A 17,865-nucleotide genomic window follows, 5' to 3' on the forward strand; every position below is an offset into this window, starting at 1 on the left:
AGAGCCTAAGCTCACCGTTTTTAATTGTTTAACATGACTTCACTTGATTGCGAAATATTCAGTTTTTTGATTAAACCATCTTCATCATTGTTTTGGAGCTCGCCGACGGCAACCTGAATATTACGACTCAGTCCTAATTTTTGAGCACTTTTAGGACGATTAGCAATGTCTTCATCCGTTAGTGGATAGGATTCACTGGCATCGATATTAAATTGACTCGAATCTATTGCGGTAAATTTACCGCTGATAGGTGCGCCATGTTGTCTAACAATATTCGCCAATTGCCACTCAAACCCACTTTTTGACTGTGCCGAATTAATCGCTGCAGGCCAATCCCATACACCATAACCGTATATATCTTGATGAAGATATTGATCGACTAAGGCTTCTGGTCCATTCAGATTATTCGCATTCGCTCCGCCAAAGGTGTAAGGGAAGTTAGGTCTATTTGTCGGATGATTAATATGCGCATTACCACCCCATTTTAAGAAGTTCTCATATTTTATATCGTACATCATATATAAACTTGAGGTGTATGGGACATCCGCCTTTTGTTTAAATAGGGTGATTGAGATATAACGTTTGCTGCGAGGCGGCATAATTGCGCGGTACTGCGCCTGACTCGAAATCGTTGTACTTTTGCCGTCGGTTTCACTCCAACCTTGGCTGGCAGAAAATTCGGCGCTGATTTCAGAACTCGCTCCACCTATTCCTGGAATACCCACTTCATATTTATTGGTTACGCCAATTTTCTCGGAGAAGGAGAAATTATCGGTTTTGGCCCAGCTAGTGGTGTAATCATAGTTTAGGGTGGCCACACCGGTATCTTCGGTATCGCCCCAGTTATAGATAACCACAGGAGCAGTATAAATAGCCTCACGATCATAAACTTGAGGTGAACCTAACTTTAGACTTTGAGGATTAGTGACGAAATGAATATTTTGTAAATTTACCTTCAAACGTTCATTCGCTCTGTAGCCGCTTGCATAAGGATCATTGCCGTTATAGCGGGCTCTAAGACTGTATTCGTTGCTCGATTCTCTTCTGACTTCGATGTCTTCACCAACATACTGGGATGCTGTACCGCCAGCCCATGCATATCCAAGATGGTGTCCTAAGGAGAATAACGAGCTGATAAACGAGGGGTCGTTAATTGCATCATTTTTAAGCGAATCAAGATCAGGGGCTGCGTGTTCTACCATTGACAGTTTTGGAATAGTATTCGGAATAGCAGCTTCGGCCAACAAAGAAACAGTTCCAAGTGCGGTTAAACAGGATAACGTTAATATACCCAGGCTAGATTTTGTTCTCATGATTGTTCCTTTATTTTAATAAAATACGTCCTTTCATTGAGAGCGCCGATGGCAATTATATGTAGTCCTAAATCATATAAATAATCATTACTGCTAGGCACATCTAAAAAGCTAACACTTTTATTTTTATTAAACAAAGTAAAATTAGATTAATTTAAATGTTGTTTAATTTTGGTTGAAAATGTTAATTATTTTATTTTTAAACAGTATTTAGAACTTTATAATGTAGTGTATTTACTTTAATTTTTAGTGGGTTGGCTTTTGAATGTGGATTAATATTTATGCGGCATTTTATTATGTAAAACCTTTTAAATGGACTCTTTATACCGAGAACTATACTAAGATGAGTGCCGTAATAGATATAGTAAATAACATTTTTGAATGGACGTTTTTAGAGACTAAATAGTTTGAATATGGTTAGGTTAAGTATTTTGTTTGAGTCTTTTTTATTGCTGATAAATATCATCACTCTTCCATTATCGTCGATGTGTGAAATACCGTTAAAGCCGATACTGTTAGTTGCACAGACATAAGAGCCTAAATACATGAAGATTGTGGAAGATCAAGATAACGTGTAAGTAATTATCTAGGGGGCGATGTCTCAGAGGGGGGTTAGGCTGTGTAAAAGAGTGGTAGGAACGGTGTCAGTGATTGATGCAAGAGTCAGTGCCGTTGCTGAGCACTGACTCTTTGTTGACTTAGTGGATAAAGAAAAACAGTCCCATACTCAGCACTGTGGTCAGTAAGGTATTACGGGTGACGAGCGCCAACACTGTAGCGACTAAGGCGCAGATGAGATAGCTGTTGTCTAGGCTCAGATCGAGCTGACCTTCCTGCACAAATACTATGGGCGCAAAGATCGCAGTGAGTACCGCAGGGGCCGAGTAACTTAAAAAGGTTTGGGTGCCCTTACTTAATCGCAGCGGTAGTTTAGGCTCAAGTAGTAAATGACGACTGATAAACACAACCGCCGCCATTGAAAAGATCATTAACCAAATCATGCTTTTTCTCCTGACAATGTTTTTGTCTTAATGTCAGTCCCAACTCCAGTATCCACTTCTGTTTTGGTCTGTGCGCTTGCTAACTGACTGGCGGATTGTTCTGCGCGTTCCGCTTCCTTGGTCACTTTGGCGTAAAGTACACCTGCCGTCATTCCCGCAATGGCGGCAATGAGCAGTCCCGCTTGAATTTTAAAAACGGCGCATACTACTGCTAGGGTGAGCGAGACTAATACACAGACGAGAATCGATAGTTTTTTTATGGTAGGAACGACCAGAGCGATAAAGGTGGCTGCGATGGCAAAATCTAATCCCATCTCATCTAAATTCTCGATCGCATTGCCCGCCACTATGCTAAGTAGTGTGGCTATGTTCCAACCGAAATAGAAACTCAAACCGCCGCCAAGGGCGTACCAAGGGTCGAACTTATGTAACTTGCCTTGATTGGCGATGGCAAACAGTTCATCTGTGAGCAAAAAGCCCAATGTTAGGCGCCACTTTAACGGCAAAGGACTGATTTGACTGCGCATCGCCATTGCATATAACAGATGGCGCGAGGTGATGAGTAACGTCGTAATTAAGATACTCCACAGACCAATACCGGCTTTCACCATGCCGAGCGCCACTAATTGAGCCGCGCCCGCAAAGATAATCGCCGACATGGCTTGGCTCTCAATGGGCGTTAGCCCAACCTCAATGGCGAAGGAGCCCGCTAAAACTCCCCAAGGTACAACCGCTATTGTCAACGGCATCATGGCTAATGTACCTTTTAAAAATGCCTTGGATTTCGATGGATGCACAGGATAAACATTAGGTTCTATAAGCTTGTCGGTGGTCACTTTGGCTCCTAAAAATAGCGGCGACGGGGTTGCTGTTAAACAATAAATGCTTGGATAAGCTTGCTTGCTTAGTCAATAGAGGAGAAAGCAAGAATGAGCATGACAGATTAACTTAAAGTGGTTGTTTAGGCTTGGATAATATTGCGGCCTATTTCTTTGGCAAATTGCCCCGGCGTAACACCGACTGTCTTCTTAAAATGTCGATTCAAGTGACTTTGATCGTGAAACCCACAATCGAGGGCGACATCGAGTAGCCGTGTGCCTTGTTTGATTTTTCCTTTGGCGAGTCTCACTCTTGCCTGAATTTGATAAGCGTGGGGCGGTAAGCCGTAATAACGCTGAAATTGCTTCAGCAAATAATAGGGGCTTAATCCCGCCAGTGTTGCCAGCTCTTCAAGGGAGATGTCGGCCGCAGGATGATCGTCGATAAAGGATTTCACCAGTGCTAACGCAGGCTTAGCGATTACAATGAGGTCATCGCTTGGGCGATTCTTGCCATGGCGTGTCATCAACTGTGTCAAGCTTGAATAGACCAAGCTTTCGCGCAGTAAGCGATTTTCCGATGTATCTAAAGTCGTAAAGGTGAAGCGCAGTAATTCGGCTAATTCAGGATCGTACACTACGGGCTCAGGGAAATAGGGCGCACCGCGGTTTGATGCTAGCTCACGGTTAATATTGGCAAACTGCGCGGGTACTGGATACATGGCACGATAGGACCAACCGCCCTCGGTGGCGCTACAGCCATTATGGACTTCGTCGGCGTTGACGAGAATGATGCTGTGCTTTGGCGCCACATGGTTGCCACCCGTGCGATAAAAACGCTGCGCCCCCGTTTCAATCACGCCGACTGTGTAACCTTCGTGGGTGTGCCGACTAAAGTTTTGTTTATGGTAGTGGGCATTGAGTAACTCGAGGCCACCTAATTCATCGGCAATCTGGTAGGCCGCATGTTCTGTGTTCACACTAGGCCTCCGTGTTTAGTGCATAAATAGGCGGGTTGTGCCTGATAGTAACCCAGAAACCCTCAGTGCTTTTGTACAAAATTGCGCATATTGGATTTTGTTTGCGTTTAATGGCGTTTTTTTTAATGTTTGTTGCTTAATGCTTGTCGCTTGAGATTTTTCGTTCAGTCTTGCTCGCGACAGGCGTTATTTAGGTCGCCTGCTGTAATGTTGTGAGTTCTGCCCCCGCGATAGCCTCAAGGTGTTGAGTGATTTTCTCTATCGGCCAATCCCACCAAGCGATGGCAACAAGCTCATCTATCACAGTTTGCTCGAATCTCAGCTTGATCACTGTGGCAGGATTACCGCCAACCACAGCGTAGGGTGGCACATCTTTTGTCACTACGGATTGACTGGCAACAATGGCGCCGTGGCCAATTGTCACCCCAGGCATGATAGTGGCGTTATAACCAATCCATACGTCGTTACCGATACAGGTGTCGCCCTTAAAAGGTAAATCTTCGGGCTTGGGCGCCGCTTTCTCCCAGCCATTGCCGAAGATATAAAAAGGATAAGTCGAGAAGCCAGATACTTGATGATTGGCGCCATTCATAATGAATTTCACGTCTTTCGCAATGGCGCAGAATTTACCAATATTTAGTTTATCGCCAATAAAGTCAAAGTGATAAAGCACATTCGACTCGAACCTCTCAGGACCTGCTGGATCGTCATAATAAGTGTAATCACCGACAATAATGTTCTCGCGGGAAATAAAATTTTTAAGAAAGCCAACCTGAGGAAAGCCTTTCATCGGCGCTTTATCGTTGGGGTTCGGGCCTAACTGCGGGTGAGTGTGGGTACTTGGCATGAATACCTCCGTGCTTAAAAGAGTTGTTTACTAGGGTAATGCATTGTCTTTTTTGAATCGTCGTACTTTGGTACGCATATTCTTCATCGGGGAGTAAGTATTGAATTGGATCATACGGCCCAGAGTCCATTTATCGTACCAAGTTATGTCGTACAGTTGCTGATCACTGAGACTCGCAATCAGCGTTGACAATTTTTCCATTGTCATTTCATATTCATCAAGTAAATCAGTATATTGCCATAGGCTATATTCATGATGAAATCGCTCTGCTAATAATCCCAGTTGATTCCATTTATAGCCCGTATCGGGAAAATCAACGGGGAGTGCTTGCGATGTTAACTCGTACCATTTGAGCACTAATTTACCCCAACTAATAAGGTAAGCGACGGTATCACTTACACTAATTTGTGTACCTTTGATGTTTCCTTCTATGCTGCACACTCGGGACATTTGGGCTGGGATTGAACGATAGTCTGCCATCAATTTTGGGAAAATTGAGCGAATAGCCAATTCAAGCTCTTGTTTTGATTTGGGTACAGATGACATCACTACCTCGTCTACATTAGATGCTTAGGCTGAGTTTAACATCATCTATTGGGCTGTTTAGTATTCACCTGTCACAATAAGCTCTTGTTCAATAGATTCAACCACTAAGGCAAGCGTACTATTGTCTCGTTTAAAGCCGACAGAGCAAATTGCCATAGCACCGTTACCACAGGTTATTTCGGGGTAATCTGCTGTTATTGGCGTTTCATCTTCTGCTACAGGCGCTAATACCCAGCCAGCAGCTAATAAACTTGATTTCACCTCAGCGTATTTTTTACCCCATAACGCGCTGGTGTCCTGTGCTGGAGCATATAGAGGCAATGCGCCAAGACTTAGCATGATCAGTGGGAGAATGATTTTTCGCATATAAAGCTTTCAGTTCCTATGTGATTTAGTGCCGAGAGTGAGTAAGGCCACCATTTAGCAACGCTCACGTGCTTGATGATGAGACTATAAACCGTGTCACAATTAAGCTCTTTCATTCCAGTGACACGCCATCAACTCATCTCTGAGGGCTCGACGACGGCATCCATGCCGTCAACGGTCACTTCCATGAGAGTGCATAATTTCGTTAATCCATGTGTACCTTCTGTCACTCGTTTCTTCGCTACAATTTTCTATTTTCAAGTCGACACATCAGGGCATATATTCACTTTTAACCTTTAAAATATGTGGATGTCCTCACTTTTGCTCACTCTTGTGATTGAGGTAGCTGGATTTTCAGATATAACTTGCGACTAATGCCGCTGAAAGCCTGGATTCACAGGTTTCAATGGAAAAAAATATAATCAAAATACATTAACCATCGTTATTTAACTCCAGTAGCTTATTATAAAAAACCTCACTAGATGAAATTATATATTTATTCCTTTTAGATTTAACACTAATGACTATGAAAGGTGGTTTCAACATTTGAACAAATGCGTCACCACCATTATTCATTGTAAATAATCCAGTCTTATAATTCAGTAATGCAATTCCATTTTTCCTATGTTTTAACGACAAACCCTCTGGCAAGCCTATTGGAAGTAGTAATATATCTTGAACGTCAGACAGTAATATTTCATCATTATAAAACTGGCTTTGAATCAAAATTCGGCCTTCATTTAAAATCGTTTTCGATGACTTAATCTGCACAACTAAAGAAACATATATCAACACACTCAACAACAAAGTGAAGGCGAAAAGATTTACACTAACTTTCTTTGTCAGCATATACTCAGTTGCGACAATTAAAGTTAATGGTATTGCTACAACTAGTAAAAATGAAATAATATACGAAAAATTTTCTATTTTAAATTCTTGCATAAGATAATCACCAAATACGATTAAGCAGGTTAATAATCAATCTAGTAAGTTAATGAGTCGACAGTAATTCGATCTATCGCCTCAAATACGCTTTTAATTTCTGAATCTGGAATTTTTATGAGTCCTAAATTGAGAGCTGCACTTAATACTGCTCTTGCTTCTTTCTTTTTGAACTCAATTGCACTTCGGGAGTGAAGATAGCCATTGAATCCAATATTGGCCAGATCATTCATAATCGTATAATTGTGTGTCATTTTACTATCCATCAAACCAACGGACATTGAGGAGGACTGATTGTGACAACCGTTGCACTGACCTCCACCTCCACCAGATCCTCCGACGGTAACTGCAACGTTTATAGCTATAGATAATTGAATTGCAAGATTTAGAGCTGCTGCAACGTTTACCGCAGCTGCGACATATGTAGCAACACCTAGAGCAACCACCACCAAAACAGCAGCAGCTGCTACACCACTTTGAGGACTAACCCCTATTGGCTCAATTACTCTATTTAAATATACTATGTCACTTTCATCATGAGAATGATGGACTCTTCCTAACGCATTACTAACGCTGCGTTTAAGTTCTTCGTCTTGAGATAGCGCGGCTTGAAGTTTGTTGGTCAATGAAGACTCGTCATCATGATAAATAAGCCCTCGTTTGTCTAACTCTATAATAATGCCTTCATAGTCATTAAGTCGCACTAAATTTTGTATACTATCATCTGCCATCGCTAACAATACTCTATGCTCAAACGTCTGTTCGATTGCACTTTTTGAGTTAGAGGTTAGATTTGTATTTTTATAATGTTTTAAATAATCATTTTTTACATCTTTCGCATTTATCATTTGCCACATACCAGACAATTTTTCAATATCCTTCCAAATCTCTGTTGGTAATTTGCTCTTTTTCATAGAAAGTCTAAGGATATTGTTTTTCTCTTCAAAACCTTCTTCTATGCTGCCAGGTTTTCCAAATAATCGAGTATTCACCTTTTCAGGCTCGACACTTGCGTTAACCGTATGGGCCACGCCAACTATACCAATAACGCCATATTTAGCATATTTCAATTTCATTAATAATATCCATTATGTTAATTTAAATAATTAAATCTGATCATCGACTTCTAGCATCTTAAATTTATTGAAAACAGGAATTATGTTTTTATGATAATTATCAATTAATTTTTCTTTTACACTACTGTTCTGATGCAATACTGCACAAGCTTGGCACTGGTGTTGTATATCGGCTATATCTGGGTGGTTTGATCCTAAAATTTTTTGCAAAATAACGAATGGCCCTTCAGTTCTAAGCCATAACTTTAAAAAATCGTCTTTTTGAGCTTGTACGTATGCATCAACATTGCTAATGGAACCTAGTTTCATTTCAGGTATATGTTCCAGAGTGAGGCCGCAGCATGCTGATATTTCCTTTTTAGGCGTAATTACGCAATTATTAAAAATTTGATCGCAACCTTTTTTCAAATGCTCAAGTGAATTGCAGTCTCTTTTCTCACTAGTACTATGAAATGGCATCCATACATTAGACTGAACCCTGAAGGTTTCTGGTTTATTTGAAATCAGATGTTTTATGTTACCTTCATTCACAAAATCCTTATAACAATTTGAAGAAGCTGAATCCTTCTCTATTGTTACAAGCGTAAATATACTTTTTGACAAAAGAGCTCTAGAAGCATTAACTATAGATTCCTGTGGTACCCATTTCTGATGGTCTAAACCTGTGCTGATATTTATTTCTGAAATACCTGCTAACTTAAGCGACTCGGAAACCTTTAAAGCACTTGAGTATGTTTTAGCCCAATAGGCATTTGTTACACATCTGGTTTTCAACCCTAGGTTTGTACATAATGAAATTGCTTTAAATAAATTTTGTTTTAGAATAAAGCATTCACCTCCAGTAAAAACAACTAATTCAAGCCTTGGAAATTTTTTATGAGCGGATATTATCGCATTTGAAATTTCTTCATAATTAAGAGTACTATTTAATTTCGGCGTGCATTCAAAACAGCAGTCTTCACATGCCGCAGTACATTTATAAGTAGTAATTATCGTGATCATTTTAGGGGAGATGTTTATTTCAAATTCCATTTTGCTTTTCCTAGCTTTTTCATTCAGCAGGAAAGCTAATGTAATCGATAATCATTATCAATAGCGTAAGGTATAATCCCTACTTATGACTTACATTTAAGAAGTATTAAAGGGCATGTCCGAGCAAGCAAGGCAGTAGCCATGGATAATGGAATGGACCCATCCACTTTTAATCGGCCTCACAATGGGCCACGATGTAGTCGCTAAAACTCATCAAAAAGAGGACGGGTCCACCTATGAAGATTACTACTATCGGTTTAGATATCGAAAAGAGTCAGGACACCCATAGCTTTCATGGTTACTCTTTTACATCCTAATCCCTATAGGATGTGCGCACTATGACTGCCATATGATCGCGGTATTTGTGTTTCTATATGCTGCAGATTACGTTGAATGTTAGCCATGGCGAATTTCAGTGCGGACGTGACCTTCGATGACATGGATGTCATCGTAGAGCCGCCATGGATGGCTTCACGGCGTGTCACGGAAGCAGTTGAATTCGGTGTACCAGCGATGATGCATAAGTGCTTAATCTTAGAAGGGTTGCTAAAGCTTTTCGCTTGGCCTTAACGTTGCACTAATTTTGTATCACTAAGTAAAACAGCCGCAAAGATCTTTGCGGCTGTTTTACTATTTGAAACTTTATATCTGAAAGCCGCTATTTGAAACTCATCATCCCAAACTTGCTATTCAGCCACCATCGCCATGAGTGCGGGTAAAAACTCGTTATCTAATGCGGCGATTTCAGCTTGCTCGATGAGCACTTGATTCAGAATATCATGGCTGGTCAGGGGGTTGGCGAGTACTACGCGAAACACCACGGTCGCTTGTCTAAAATAGCGGGCAGGGGAGATGCGGGTGCGGGAGACGAAGGATTTACCCTGTTCGCGTTGGTGCTTTTGAATAAACTGAGTGAGGCCATCGAGCAGCTCGTTAAAGCGCGCAAGTTTTACTGTGTCAGCTTGCTCAATAGCAAACTGCATGGCGGCTTGGACACTGGCGGGCACATAACGATAAGTCAGCAGACACAGTTCTGGTTCAGTGACCAGCTCAAAATCCTCATGGGCTTTGATTTTTTCCGCAAAATAACGCGCTTTTTCAAGGCTGTTATTGATTAAGATTTCATAGCCATCGCGGCCGATGATCTGTAAGCAAGCGTGCACTAACATCGCCATGCCGGGGCGTGAACCTTCGAGCGTTTGGCTGCCTAAGTCCTTAGAACCGCGGCGCAGAATATATTCGGCGTGATGGGCAATGGCGTGGGCAAACTCTGGGTCTTTAAATAACACCATACCTGCGCCCATGGGCACGTACATTTGTTTGTGGGCATCGATAGTGACTGAGTCCGCAAGTTCGATACCTGCGAGTAAGTGGCGGTATTTATTGGATAATAAACTTGCGCCGCCCCACGCTGCATCCACATGGAAATGGCAGTTTAACTCTTTTGCCAGCGCCGCTAACTCTGTCAACGGGTCAACATTACCGGTTTCTGTAGTGCCAGCCACGCCAACAATCGCTAACACTTTGATGTTCTTGCTAGCAAGTTCAAGGGCGGCTTGGCGCATTTTCGCGACATCGACCTTGTTATCGCTGCCAGTGGGAATGCTGATGATATTGTCGCGACCGATGCCAAGCAGATCGACGGCTTTGCCCAGCGAATAGTGGCCCCGCTCCGAGACCAAAATCGCTAAATCATCATAGCCGTAGTGGCGCAGCGCCTTGAATAAGCCTTCGCGGCTGACGCCTTTAAACTCGCCATCGGCTTTTAATAATTGGTTACGGGCAATCCACAGCGCCGTGATGTTGGCAACCGTGCCGCCGGAGCAAAATGCGCCGAGGGAATGATTGGCGCTGTGCATCCAGCTTTGATAAAAATCCGTATCTTGGGCATAAATCAAATGGTGCATCATGCCGAGCACTTGGCGCTCAAGCGGCGTAAATGCCTTAGAGGTTTCGATTTTGACCAGATTTTGATTGAGTCCCACCATCATTTTTGACAGCGGCAACACAAAGTAGGGCAGTGCCGAAGTCATGTGACCGATAAAACTTGGCGCCGCTGTGTGTACCGAATGCGCCACCAAATTTTGCATAATTTCGTCGGTGTAATCGGAGACAAAACGTGGTTGAGTTGGGATCTCAAAGGCTTGAAAATCGGTTTCGATTTCAGACAAGGGTTTTTCGAGCGCGGCGATACTGTCACCCAAAAAGCCTGCTAAGTCCTCGGAGAGCTTTTGCTCAATAATACTCAGCGTTGAGCTTGCATCTTCCGGTGCAGTAAAAATGCGGAGCAAACTTGCTTCGGATGCGGTGGCTTGGCGAGGGAGTTTCTGGGTCATGGGGCTTGCCGTCTATTAATTTTTATAGTGAAACCGCAAATTGGCTCGAAGAGTATAACGGACCAGTGATTCTCGACCAGTGATGCGCTATCAGTGACTCTCAAATGTTCAATCAGCGGAATACCAAAAAGGGAGCTCACTTTACTGCAAGGCCTTTTAGGCATCAAGCACTAAAATTTTGTGTTACCAAAGCGTTGCGGCCTAAATAAGCAAAGGCGCCGTTATGGCGCCTTTCTTCAAATCATTAAACAGAGGGAATTACTTAAGCATTAGTTCCAGTACTAGCGCTGGCCCAACATGAGTACCGCGCCGATATTTCGAGCGGTATTGCAAAGGTTTAGCTTGGCATTGGCTAGCACATCATCAAGCGGACTTAAGTGCGGGATGATAGGGAAGATAGCCGTCATACCGTGATCCAATATGGCATTGGCGTTTTCACCGAGGCAGCCCGCGATACCGATAGTGGGAATGCCCTGCAATTTGGCTTGCTTTAACACGCCCATTGGGGTTTTACCAAACACGGTTTGACCATCGATACGGCCTTCACCTGTGATCACTAAATCGGCGCCACGGATTTTGTCCGCAAGGCCAACGGTTTGCATTACAATCTCAACCCCAGGTTTAAGCTCGGCATTTAAAAAAGCCATCACGCCAAGACCCATACCGCCAGCAGCGCCAGCCCCGGCATGATCGCGGTGATCGCTAATGCCATTGCGGGCAATCACATCGGCATAATGGGCAAGAGCGGCATCTAGCTGCTTAACCATCTCGTGCGTCGCACCTTTTTGCGGACCAAAAATCGCCGATGCACCGCGTTCACCGCACAGTGGATTATCAACATCGCAGGCAACTTCGAAGCTGCACTCACGTAAAAGTGGATGAGCGTTTGATACATCGATTTGAGCAAGGTTCGCCAGCGCTGCGCCGCCAGAAGGCAAGGTTTTACCTTGGCCATCGAGCAATAAAATATCCAGCGCTTGGGCCATACCCGCGCCGCCATCGTTGGTGGCACTGCCGCCTAGCCCCAAAATGATGTGCTTTATCCCCCGATTAAGCGCATCACAAATCAGCTCGCCCGTGCCATAACTTGTGGTAAGCAGCGGGTTACGTTGCTCTCTCGGCACATGGTGCAAACCTGAGGCTGAGGCCATTTCAATCACGGCAATCGCGCCTTGATGTGGCGATTTGTTCGTTGGATCTGCACTTGAAACTGAAGCAGAACTTGTATTCATCGCAGTGCCGAGAATGCCTTCACCAAGAATGCCATAGTGTGCTTGCACTCTATGCCCCAGTGGCCCCATGACCTCTAAGCTGACAATACTGCCGCATGTGGCGTCCACCATAGATTGCACTGTGCCTTCGCCACCATCGGCAACGGGTATTTTGATTATGTCGCAGTCGGGTATCACTTGTTTTAAGCCTTGCTCGATTGCGTTGGCCACTTCGAGCGCGCTTAAGCTTTCTTTAAATGAGTCGGGGGCGATAACTATTTTCATTAAAAATCCTACAGCTAAATGGGATAAAACAGGGCTCAATGTTGAACACTAAACCCAATGCCACTTACGTTGGGCGCAACAACATCCCTGTGCTAAAACTGAGGTGATATAAAGGCATTTATATCCATCACTGGCACATTAATCTGTTGCAATTATTAGGGCGTATAACAGAGATATATCTTGGGCACGGTATGTGCCCAAGGGACAATATTGAATCAAGAACTCATTAATATTAGAGCAACACTAGGCTTAGCACATACACAGTTACCATGGACGTTACACCTTGGATTAGGGTTGCCATAGTTTGGGCTTTATAGGCTTGTTTGACGCTCATGCGGCTAAATTGGGTGACGACCCAAAAGAAGCTGTCATTGGCGTGGGAAACGGTCATCGCACCTGCGCCAATTGCCATTACTGTTAACACTCGGCCCATATCGCTACCAAGACCAATATCGCCAAGCATAGGCGCAACCAGTGCAGAGGTTGCGACTAACGCTACCGTCGATGAACCCTGCGCTGACTTAAGCGCTGCAGCGACGATAAATGGCATGAAGATACCGATACCCAGTGCCGACAGTGATGTGCCCAAAAAGTCACCGATAGGCGTGGCTTTTAATACCGCACCAAAGGCACCGCCTGCACCTGTGATTAAAATAATCGGCGCGGCAGTGACGAGCCCTTGGCTGATGCGTTCGCTAAATTCGCTGATCTTATTCTCACCCTTTAACAGCAGCAGGGATAAAAACAGGCCAATCATCAGGGCATTAACAGGCTGACCAAGGAACACGAGCGCATCAAACACAGCTTCTTTACCCAAAGGCGCTGAAGGGAAGTTAGCGATAGAACCTAAACAAATTAATACGATAGGCACAAAAATCGGTGCGAAAGCTTTTAATGGGCTTGGTAACGTGCCATAGCTTTTTTTCAGCGTTTCATAGTCGCTGGCCTGCGCTTTAAGTTCTTCTGCGCCTTCACCATCGGGCTCAACATCGGCAAAGCGGTTTGCCCATAACATACCCGCGAGTGCCGCAACAGCGGCCACAAAGAGACCCACACCGATCACTAAGCCTAGGTTGGACTCTAAGCCTAAGTTGCCTGCGGCGGCGATAGGGCCTGGCGTTGGCGGCACAAAGGTGTGAGTGGCGTACAGACCTGTGGCTAAGGCAACACTCATGGAGACACTAGAGACCTTCATGCGGTTCGCCATCGATTGTTTCAGTGAGTTTAAGATCACAAAACCCGAGTCACAAAAGACCGGAATAGACACGAGATAACCGATAATTGACATAGTGAGTGTCGGGAAGCGTTTACCTAATATCTTGATCACCACATCGGCCATGGTGATGGCGGCGCCGCTTTTTTCCAGAATAATCCCTATGATAGTGCCTAAGACGATCACTAAGCCGATATAGCCTAAAATATTGCCAAACCCTGTGGTAATGGTTTTAGCGATTTCTCCGCTCGGCAGGCCATAGGCGAAGGCCGCGATAAAGGCGGCCAGAATTAAGGTTAAAAAGGGGTGGAGTTTAAATTTTGAGGTCGCGATAACAATAAATGCAATCACGCCGATGAGAATAAGCACTAAGTTCATAGTTTGTCCCGTTCAGTTCTTGGCTGAAGTTTTTGAGTAAGTTTTTTGACTTATAGTGTAGGGCGCAGTGCTTATTTGGGCCTGAGTCCAAATGAGGGCTGCTTTAAGGTCATCCTATTATTGTGCAGGTATGTTTGAATAGCTTTGGCTAAATCCACGGAATTACCGCGTTATGTTTCGCCATTTTTGTGCTCATGCACAAAAATGCTTAGGTGAATTCGAATGCAGGAGGAGGCGTTTTGTCGGTAAGGGAGGCGCTTGTCGATAAGGATTGGCAAATAGGGCTATTTGCCAATCCTAAACAGGAGGGACTTAACTCGACATCTTTATTGACGACGAATAAAGGATTCTACATAGGCTGCGGTGCGGGCATTGAGTATGGGATCGGCAGATGCAGTAATGCCCTTAGGTAATAACAGTGGGTTAAATATGCCTTTATCGCACTGTTGAACTTGGGGATCGCTGTCTCGTTCACCGTTAATCATCACTTGGCCTACCAGTAAACGCTGGCGAGTTTCAGGCCAGATCACAGTTGGGTCATTAATCTCATCCCCCATTTCGGCGAGTTGAATATAAAGGTTCCATTGTGCTGGCTGGGTTTTAATGCGCTCGAGTAATTCTGCCTTTAAAAAATCATCACTGAGATTGGCAAGTTCACTGGCTGACAGCGCGGCAGTACCTGCGACAGGTTCAAAAATCCATTTACCCGCGACCGTTTCACCTTGAAGAACACTGTTTTTTGGCGTGCTGAACAGGAAACTATTTACACCAAAGTAGCGGCTGTTGGCAAAACTTGGGCTGGGAGGCAACTGTTTAACGTAGTCGAAAAAAGCTTTGGCGCTGGGTTGATTATCAATAAGCCACTGTTTACCTTCAGGACCTTGTTTCACTTTGGTCTGAAAGTTAAAAAACTCTTCGAGATTTTTGGCAAAGAAAACGGGAACGTTAGTGGTGACAAAGTTAAGATTTTCTTTATCGCCGTCAATTTTGAGTGACATAAAGCGCCCAGCGGTTTTATCTGAGATCTGCGGATTTGTACCGCCGAGGGAAAAGCGGGCTGTGACCTTGATACTATCTTGATTAAAAAATGGAATTGCCAACGTTTGTTGTAATTGTGGATTCGGTTTAAAACTGCCCGAGGTACAAAATCCCTTAGTGTGATTACGCAGTTTGACATTTTTACCCGCCTCGCGACTTGCCGCATCGGGTGTGCCGTTGACGGCATCGACCAGTTCGGGAATGGTTTTCTCGGCCGCGATTAACGAAGGTGAAGTCAGCGCAATGCCGCTAATGAGACAAGCTTTGGCGAATAAAGTCAGTTTGATTGAGGTCATTATCATTCCTTTCAATGGACTAAGTCGAGAGCGCTAGCATATCGACGCGATACTATATGAAAGGATAGGAAAGGGGATACGGTATAAATCTTTCAATGAATTTTTTAGTACAGGCTAAGTTTTACTCAATTGATCTGGCCATCAGGTCGGCGCCGTCATCTGCGGGCTTTTTTCTAGCTAATCTGTTGAGTTGCTAAGTCATTTGAGCGTTAAGTTAAGCGAGTCGAAGTATCAATTAATTGCCCAAGATACAGGCTTAATAATCCATGCAGGGATTGAATGTCGGCTTGGGTGATTTGCTGAATTTTATCAAGGCGATATCTCAGTGTATTGCGATGAATAAACAGGGCATTCGCGCATTGCTGTGCATCGCCAAAGTGGGTGATGTAAGCCGCTAAGGTTTTTCGTAATTGGCCGTTTTTATCCGCCTTGGCGAGTTGCTGATAGGGCGTTGCCAGCGCCTGACCGCGCCAGTCATGTTTCAGCCCTGCAAGTAACACTTGTAGGGAATAATCTTCAAACAGGTATTTATTCCCTTCTGCATTGAGCTGCTTACCTAGGGCTAAGGTTTCTTGAGCCGTTTGATAGGAGCGCGCTATCCCGCCTTTTTCGGGGAAGAAATGGCCTAGGGCAATCTTAAAGTTTAAATCCATCTGGGCGGGTAAGCGCTGCAACAGCTTATCGATACGCTGATTTTCAAGCTCAGGATCCCATTGTTTTCCATCTAAAAAAGCAGGCTTTAGGATCACCAACTGCGACATTGAGGTCATGGCAATCAAGTTACCACGGTCAGGATATTGCAATAGATGCAGCACTTGCTTGAGGGTTTCACTGACTCTGGGGCTGCGTTCATCGGCGGGCAGAGTGGATGCCTCAGCTAAGAACAAGGTCGATGGGGTGGTGTCGGTTTTTAAATGGTGTTTCTGGATGTTTTTCTCGCTGATCTCAATAATGGCCGCGACTCTTGGCAGGCTGATATCAATGTCGAGTTGTTTTGCCCAGCGGTGCAACTGTGCATCATCGGTTTCAGCTTTGATCAGTTGCAGAATAAATTCTTCACGCTGGCGATTCTCCCATTGCAATTTATCCTGCAGGTTGGCTTGTTCAACAATCATTTCGGCGGTCATTTTAAGTAACTCACCATAATGGGTGAGCTCACGTGGATCACCGGTAATGCCGACGACGCCGATAATTTGTCCTTGATAATGTAAGGGTAAATTGATGCCTGGCTTAACGCCATGCAGCCCTGAGGCGACTTCTTGACTGATCTCCACATTGCGATTTTGGGCAATCGCCAGCAGCGCGCCTTCGTGGGTTGACCCTATACGCTTAGGGTCGCCTGAGCCTAAAATCACCCCTTGGCCGTTCATCACATTGATATTGTGGCCAATGATTTTCATTGTGCGGCTCACAATTTGCTTCGCGATGGCAGAATCAAGTAGATACATACAGGCGCCTAGTGGGGTTGAAGGTTTAATAGGGATGCAATACGCATTCTTAATCTGGGTAGCATATCGCGTTCAAACTCAGGATGCTGCTTAAGCCAAAGATTATTACGCGGGCTTGGGTGCGGCAAGACAAGATACTTAGGCCAATATAGCTGCCATTGCGCGCATGCTTGGGTCACAGTTATTGGTTTCAGTTTGGGGATGACTGTTACGTTAGTGCCGGTTGTTTGATGCTTAGTGATCGGCGAAGTGGGGTTTACGGCCTCGGACGATTCGCGCGGTAGATGATAGTCGATGGCATATTGGCCGAGGATCACAATTAGCTCTATTTGCGGCATTAGGGCGAGCAAGGCCTGATGCCAAGTGGCAGCACATTCGGGGCGCGGTGGTTTATCACCTTGCTTTTTACCGTTTTTTTCGATACTGCCCGGAAAACAAAATCCCATAGGGATAATGGCAAAAAGATTGGGGTCGTAGAATTGCTCCCGCGTGACATTTAACCAAGTGCGCAGCCGTTCACCGCTGGCATCGTCAAAAGGTATGCCTTTATGGTGGGTTTTCACGCCCGGAGCTTGGCCTGCAATCAAAATTCGCGCTTGGGTACTGGCCTGTAATATCGGCTTGGGCGCTAAGGGTAAATGGGCCTGACATAAAGTACAGGCGCTGATTTTTGCCAGCAGTTTAGCCATTGATGCTGAGCATGATGGCGATACAGTTACGCAAAGTGGCGATGGCGCTT

The 17,865-nt window shown here is 44.4% G+C and carries 16 protein-coding genes; all 16 read right to left on the reverse strand.

Annotated features, from left to right (window positions below):
• Positions 1-20: 20 nt before the first annotated feature.
• The 16 genes from KO531_RS01800 to KO531_RS01875 all read right to left on the reverse strand — a co-directional run bounded on the left by KO531_RS01800 (position 21) and on the right by KO531_RS01875 (position 17,815).
• A complete protein-coding gene (locus KO531_RS01800; RefSeq protein WP_219250231.1) occupies positions 21-1,313 on the reverse strand; it encodes an aerolysin family beta-barrel pore-forming toxin in 1,293 nt (430 codons plus the stop codon).
• 698 nt (positions 1,314-2,011) lie between these two features.
• On the reverse strand, positions 2,012-2,314 hold the full coding sequence (locus KO531_RS01805; RefSeq protein WP_219250232.1) for an AzlD domain-containing protein: 303 nt from the start codon (positions 2,312-2,314) through the stop codon (positions 2,012-2,014).
• Positions 2,311-3,150 (reverse strand): AzlC family ABC transporter permease, encoded by an 840-nt coding sequence (locus KO531_RS01810; protein WP_219250233.1) that lies wholly within the window; start codon positions 3,148-3,150, stop codon positions 2,311-2,313. Before KO531_RS01810 ends, KO531_RS01805 begins: the two co-directional genes overlap by 4 nt.
• A gap of 125 nt (positions 3,151-3,275) precedes the next feature.
• On the reverse strand, positions 3,276-4,112 hold the full coding sequence (locus tag KO531_RS01815; RefSeq protein WP_219250234.1) for an AraC family transcriptional regulator: 837 nt from the start codon (positions 4,110-4,112) through the stop codon (positions 3,276-3,278).
• Between the two features lie 190 nt (positions 4,113-4,302).
• On the reverse strand, positions 4,303-4,959 hold the full coding sequence (locus tag KO531_RS01820; protein ID WP_219250235.1) for a Vat family streptogramin A O-acetyltransferase: 657 nt from the start codon (positions 4,957-4,959) through the stop codon (positions 4,303-4,305).
• Positions 4,960-4,989: 30 nt separating this feature from the next.
• Positions 4,990-5,505 carry a ClbS/DfsB family four-helix bundle protein gene (locus KO531_RS01825; RefSeq protein ID WP_219250236.1) on the reverse strand — a complete coding sequence of 172 codons (516 nt, stop codon included), beginning with the start codon at positions 5,503-5,505 and terminating at the stop codon, positions 4,990-4,992.
• 57 nt (positions 5,506-5,562) lie between these two features.
• Entirely contained in the window at positions 5,563-5,871 is a 309-nt protein-coding gene (locus KO531_RS01830; protein WP_219250237.1) for a hypothetical protein, read from the reverse strand.
• A gap of 432 nt (positions 5,872-6,303) precedes the next feature.
• Positions 6,304-6,813, reverse strand: coding sequence for a hypothetical protein (locus tag KO531_RS01835; RefSeq protein WP_131526092.1), 510 nt, complete (start codon positions 6,811-6,813; stop codon positions 6,304-6,306).
• Between the two features lie 41 nt (positions 6,814-6,854).
• Complete coding sequence (locus KO531_RS01840; RefSeq protein ID WP_219250238.1) at positions 6,855-7,889, reverse strand: hypothetical protein; 1,035 nt, start codon at positions 7,887-7,889, stop codon at positions 6,855-6,857.
• Positions 7,890-7,919: 30 nt separating this feature from the next.
• Positions 7,920-8,921 (reverse strand): hypothetical protein, encoded by a 1,002-nt coding sequence (locus tag KO531_RS01845; RefSeq protein WP_219250239.1) that lies wholly within the window; start codon positions 8,919-8,921, stop codon positions 7,920-7,922.
• Between the two features lie 686 nt (positions 8,922-9,607).
• A complete protein-coding gene (panP, locus tag KO531_RS01850) occupies positions 9,608-11,257 on the reverse strand; it encodes a pyridoxal-dependent aspartate 1-decarboxylase PanP (RefSeq protein ID WP_219250240.1) in 1,650 nt (549 codons plus the stop codon).
• A 281-nt stretch (positions 11,258-11,538) separates the two neighbouring features.
• The gene (locus tag KO531_RS01855) at positions 11,539-12,753 is read right to left on the reverse strand and encodes a glycerate kinase (RefSeq protein ID WP_219250241.1); all 1,215 of its coding nucleotides are present in this window, start codon (positions 12,751-12,753) and stop codon (positions 11,539-11,541) included.
• Between the two features lie 232 nt (positions 12,754-12,985).
• Complete coding sequence (locus KO531_RS01860; protein ID WP_173245672.1) at positions 12,986-14,344, reverse strand: GntP family permease; 1,359 nt, start codon at positions 14,342-14,344, stop codon at positions 12,986-12,988.
• Between the two features lie 326 nt (positions 14,345-14,670).
• On the reverse strand, positions 14,671-15,678 hold the full coding sequence (locus tag KO531_RS01865; RefSeq protein WP_219250242.1) for a catalase family peroxidase: 1,008 nt from the start codon (positions 15,676-15,678) through the stop codon (positions 14,671-14,673).
• Between the two features lie 209 nt (positions 15,679-15,887).
• Positions 15,888-17,126, reverse strand: coding sequence for a sugar diacid recognition domain-containing protein (locus KO531_RS01870; RefSeq protein ID WP_212599873.1), 1,239 nt, complete (start codon positions 17,124-17,126; stop codon positions 15,888-15,890).
• Between the two features lie 8 nt (positions 17,127-17,134).
• Entirely contained in the window at positions 17,135-17,815 is a 681-nt protein-coding gene (locus KO531_RS01875; protein WP_219250243.1) for a uracil-DNA glycosylase family protein, read from the reverse strand.
• Positions 17,816-17,865: the final 50 nt, after the last annotated feature.

Origin of the sequence: Shewanella sp. NKUCC06_TVS, from assembly GCF_019345515.1 — a bacterium.
Lineage (GTDB): Bacteria > Pseudomonadota > Gammaproteobacteria > Enterobacterales > Shewanellaceae > Shewanella > Shewanella oncorhynchi.

Excerpts from the sequence above, each read along its gene's own strand:
- KO531_RS01800 (WP_219250231.1), bottom strand. The coding sequence starts at position 1,313 with ATGAGAACAAAATCTAGCCTGGGTATATTAACGTTATCCTGTTTAACC.
- KO531_RS01805 (WP_219250232.1), bottom strand. The coding sequence starts at position 2,314 with ATGATTTGGTTAATGATCTTTTCAATGGCGGCGGTTGTGTTTATCAGT.
- KO531_RS01820 (WP_219250235.1), bottom strand. The coding sequence starts at position 4,959 with ATGCCAAGTACCCACACTCACCCGCAGTTAGGCCCGAACCCCAACGAT.
- KO531_RS01825 (WP_219250236.1), bottom strand. The coding sequence starts at position 5,505 with ATGTCATCTGTACCCAAATCAAAACAAGAGCTTGAATTGGCTATTCGC.
- KO531_RS01830 (WP_219250237.1), bottom strand. The coding sequence starts at position 5,871 with ATGCGAAAAATCATTCTCCCACTGATCATGCTAAGTCTTGGCGCATTG.
- KO531_RS01835 (WP_131526092.1), bottom strand. The coding sequence starts at position 6,813 with ATGCAAGAATTTAAAATAGAAAATTTTTCGTATATTATTTCATTTTTA.
- KO531_RS01840 (WP_219250238.1), bottom strand. The coding sequence starts at position 7,889 with ATGAAATTGAAATATGCTAAATATGGCGTTATTGGTATAGTTGGCGTG.
- KO531_RS01845 (WP_219250239.1), bottom strand. The coding sequence starts at position 8,921 with ATGGAATTTGAAATAAACATCTCCCCTAAAATGATCACGATAATTACT.
- panP (WP_219250240.1), bottom strand. The coding sequence starts at position 11,257 with ATGACCCAGAAACTCCCTCGCCAAGCCACCGCATCCGAAGCAAGTTTG.
- KO531_RS01855 (WP_219250241.1), bottom strand. The coding sequence starts at position 12,753 with ATGAAAATAGTTATCGCCCCCGACTCATTTAAAGAAAGCTTAAGCGCG.
- KO531_RS01860 (WP_173245672.1), bottom strand. The coding sequence starts at position 14,344 with ATGAACTTAGTGCTTATTCTCATCGGCGTGATTGCATTTATTGTTATC.
- KO531_RS01865 (WP_219250242.1), bottom strand. The coding sequence starts at position 15,678 with ATGACCTCAATCAAACTGACTTTATTCGCCAAAGCTTGTCTCATTAGC.
- KO531_RS01870 (WP_212599873.1), bottom strand. The coding sequence starts at position 17,126 with ATGTATCTACTTGATTCTGCCATCGCGAAGCAAATTGTGAGCCGCACA.
- KO531_RS01875 (WP_219250243.1), bottom strand. The coding sequence starts at position 17,815 with ATGGCTAAACTGCTGGCAAAAATCAGCGCCTGTACTTTATGTCAGGCC.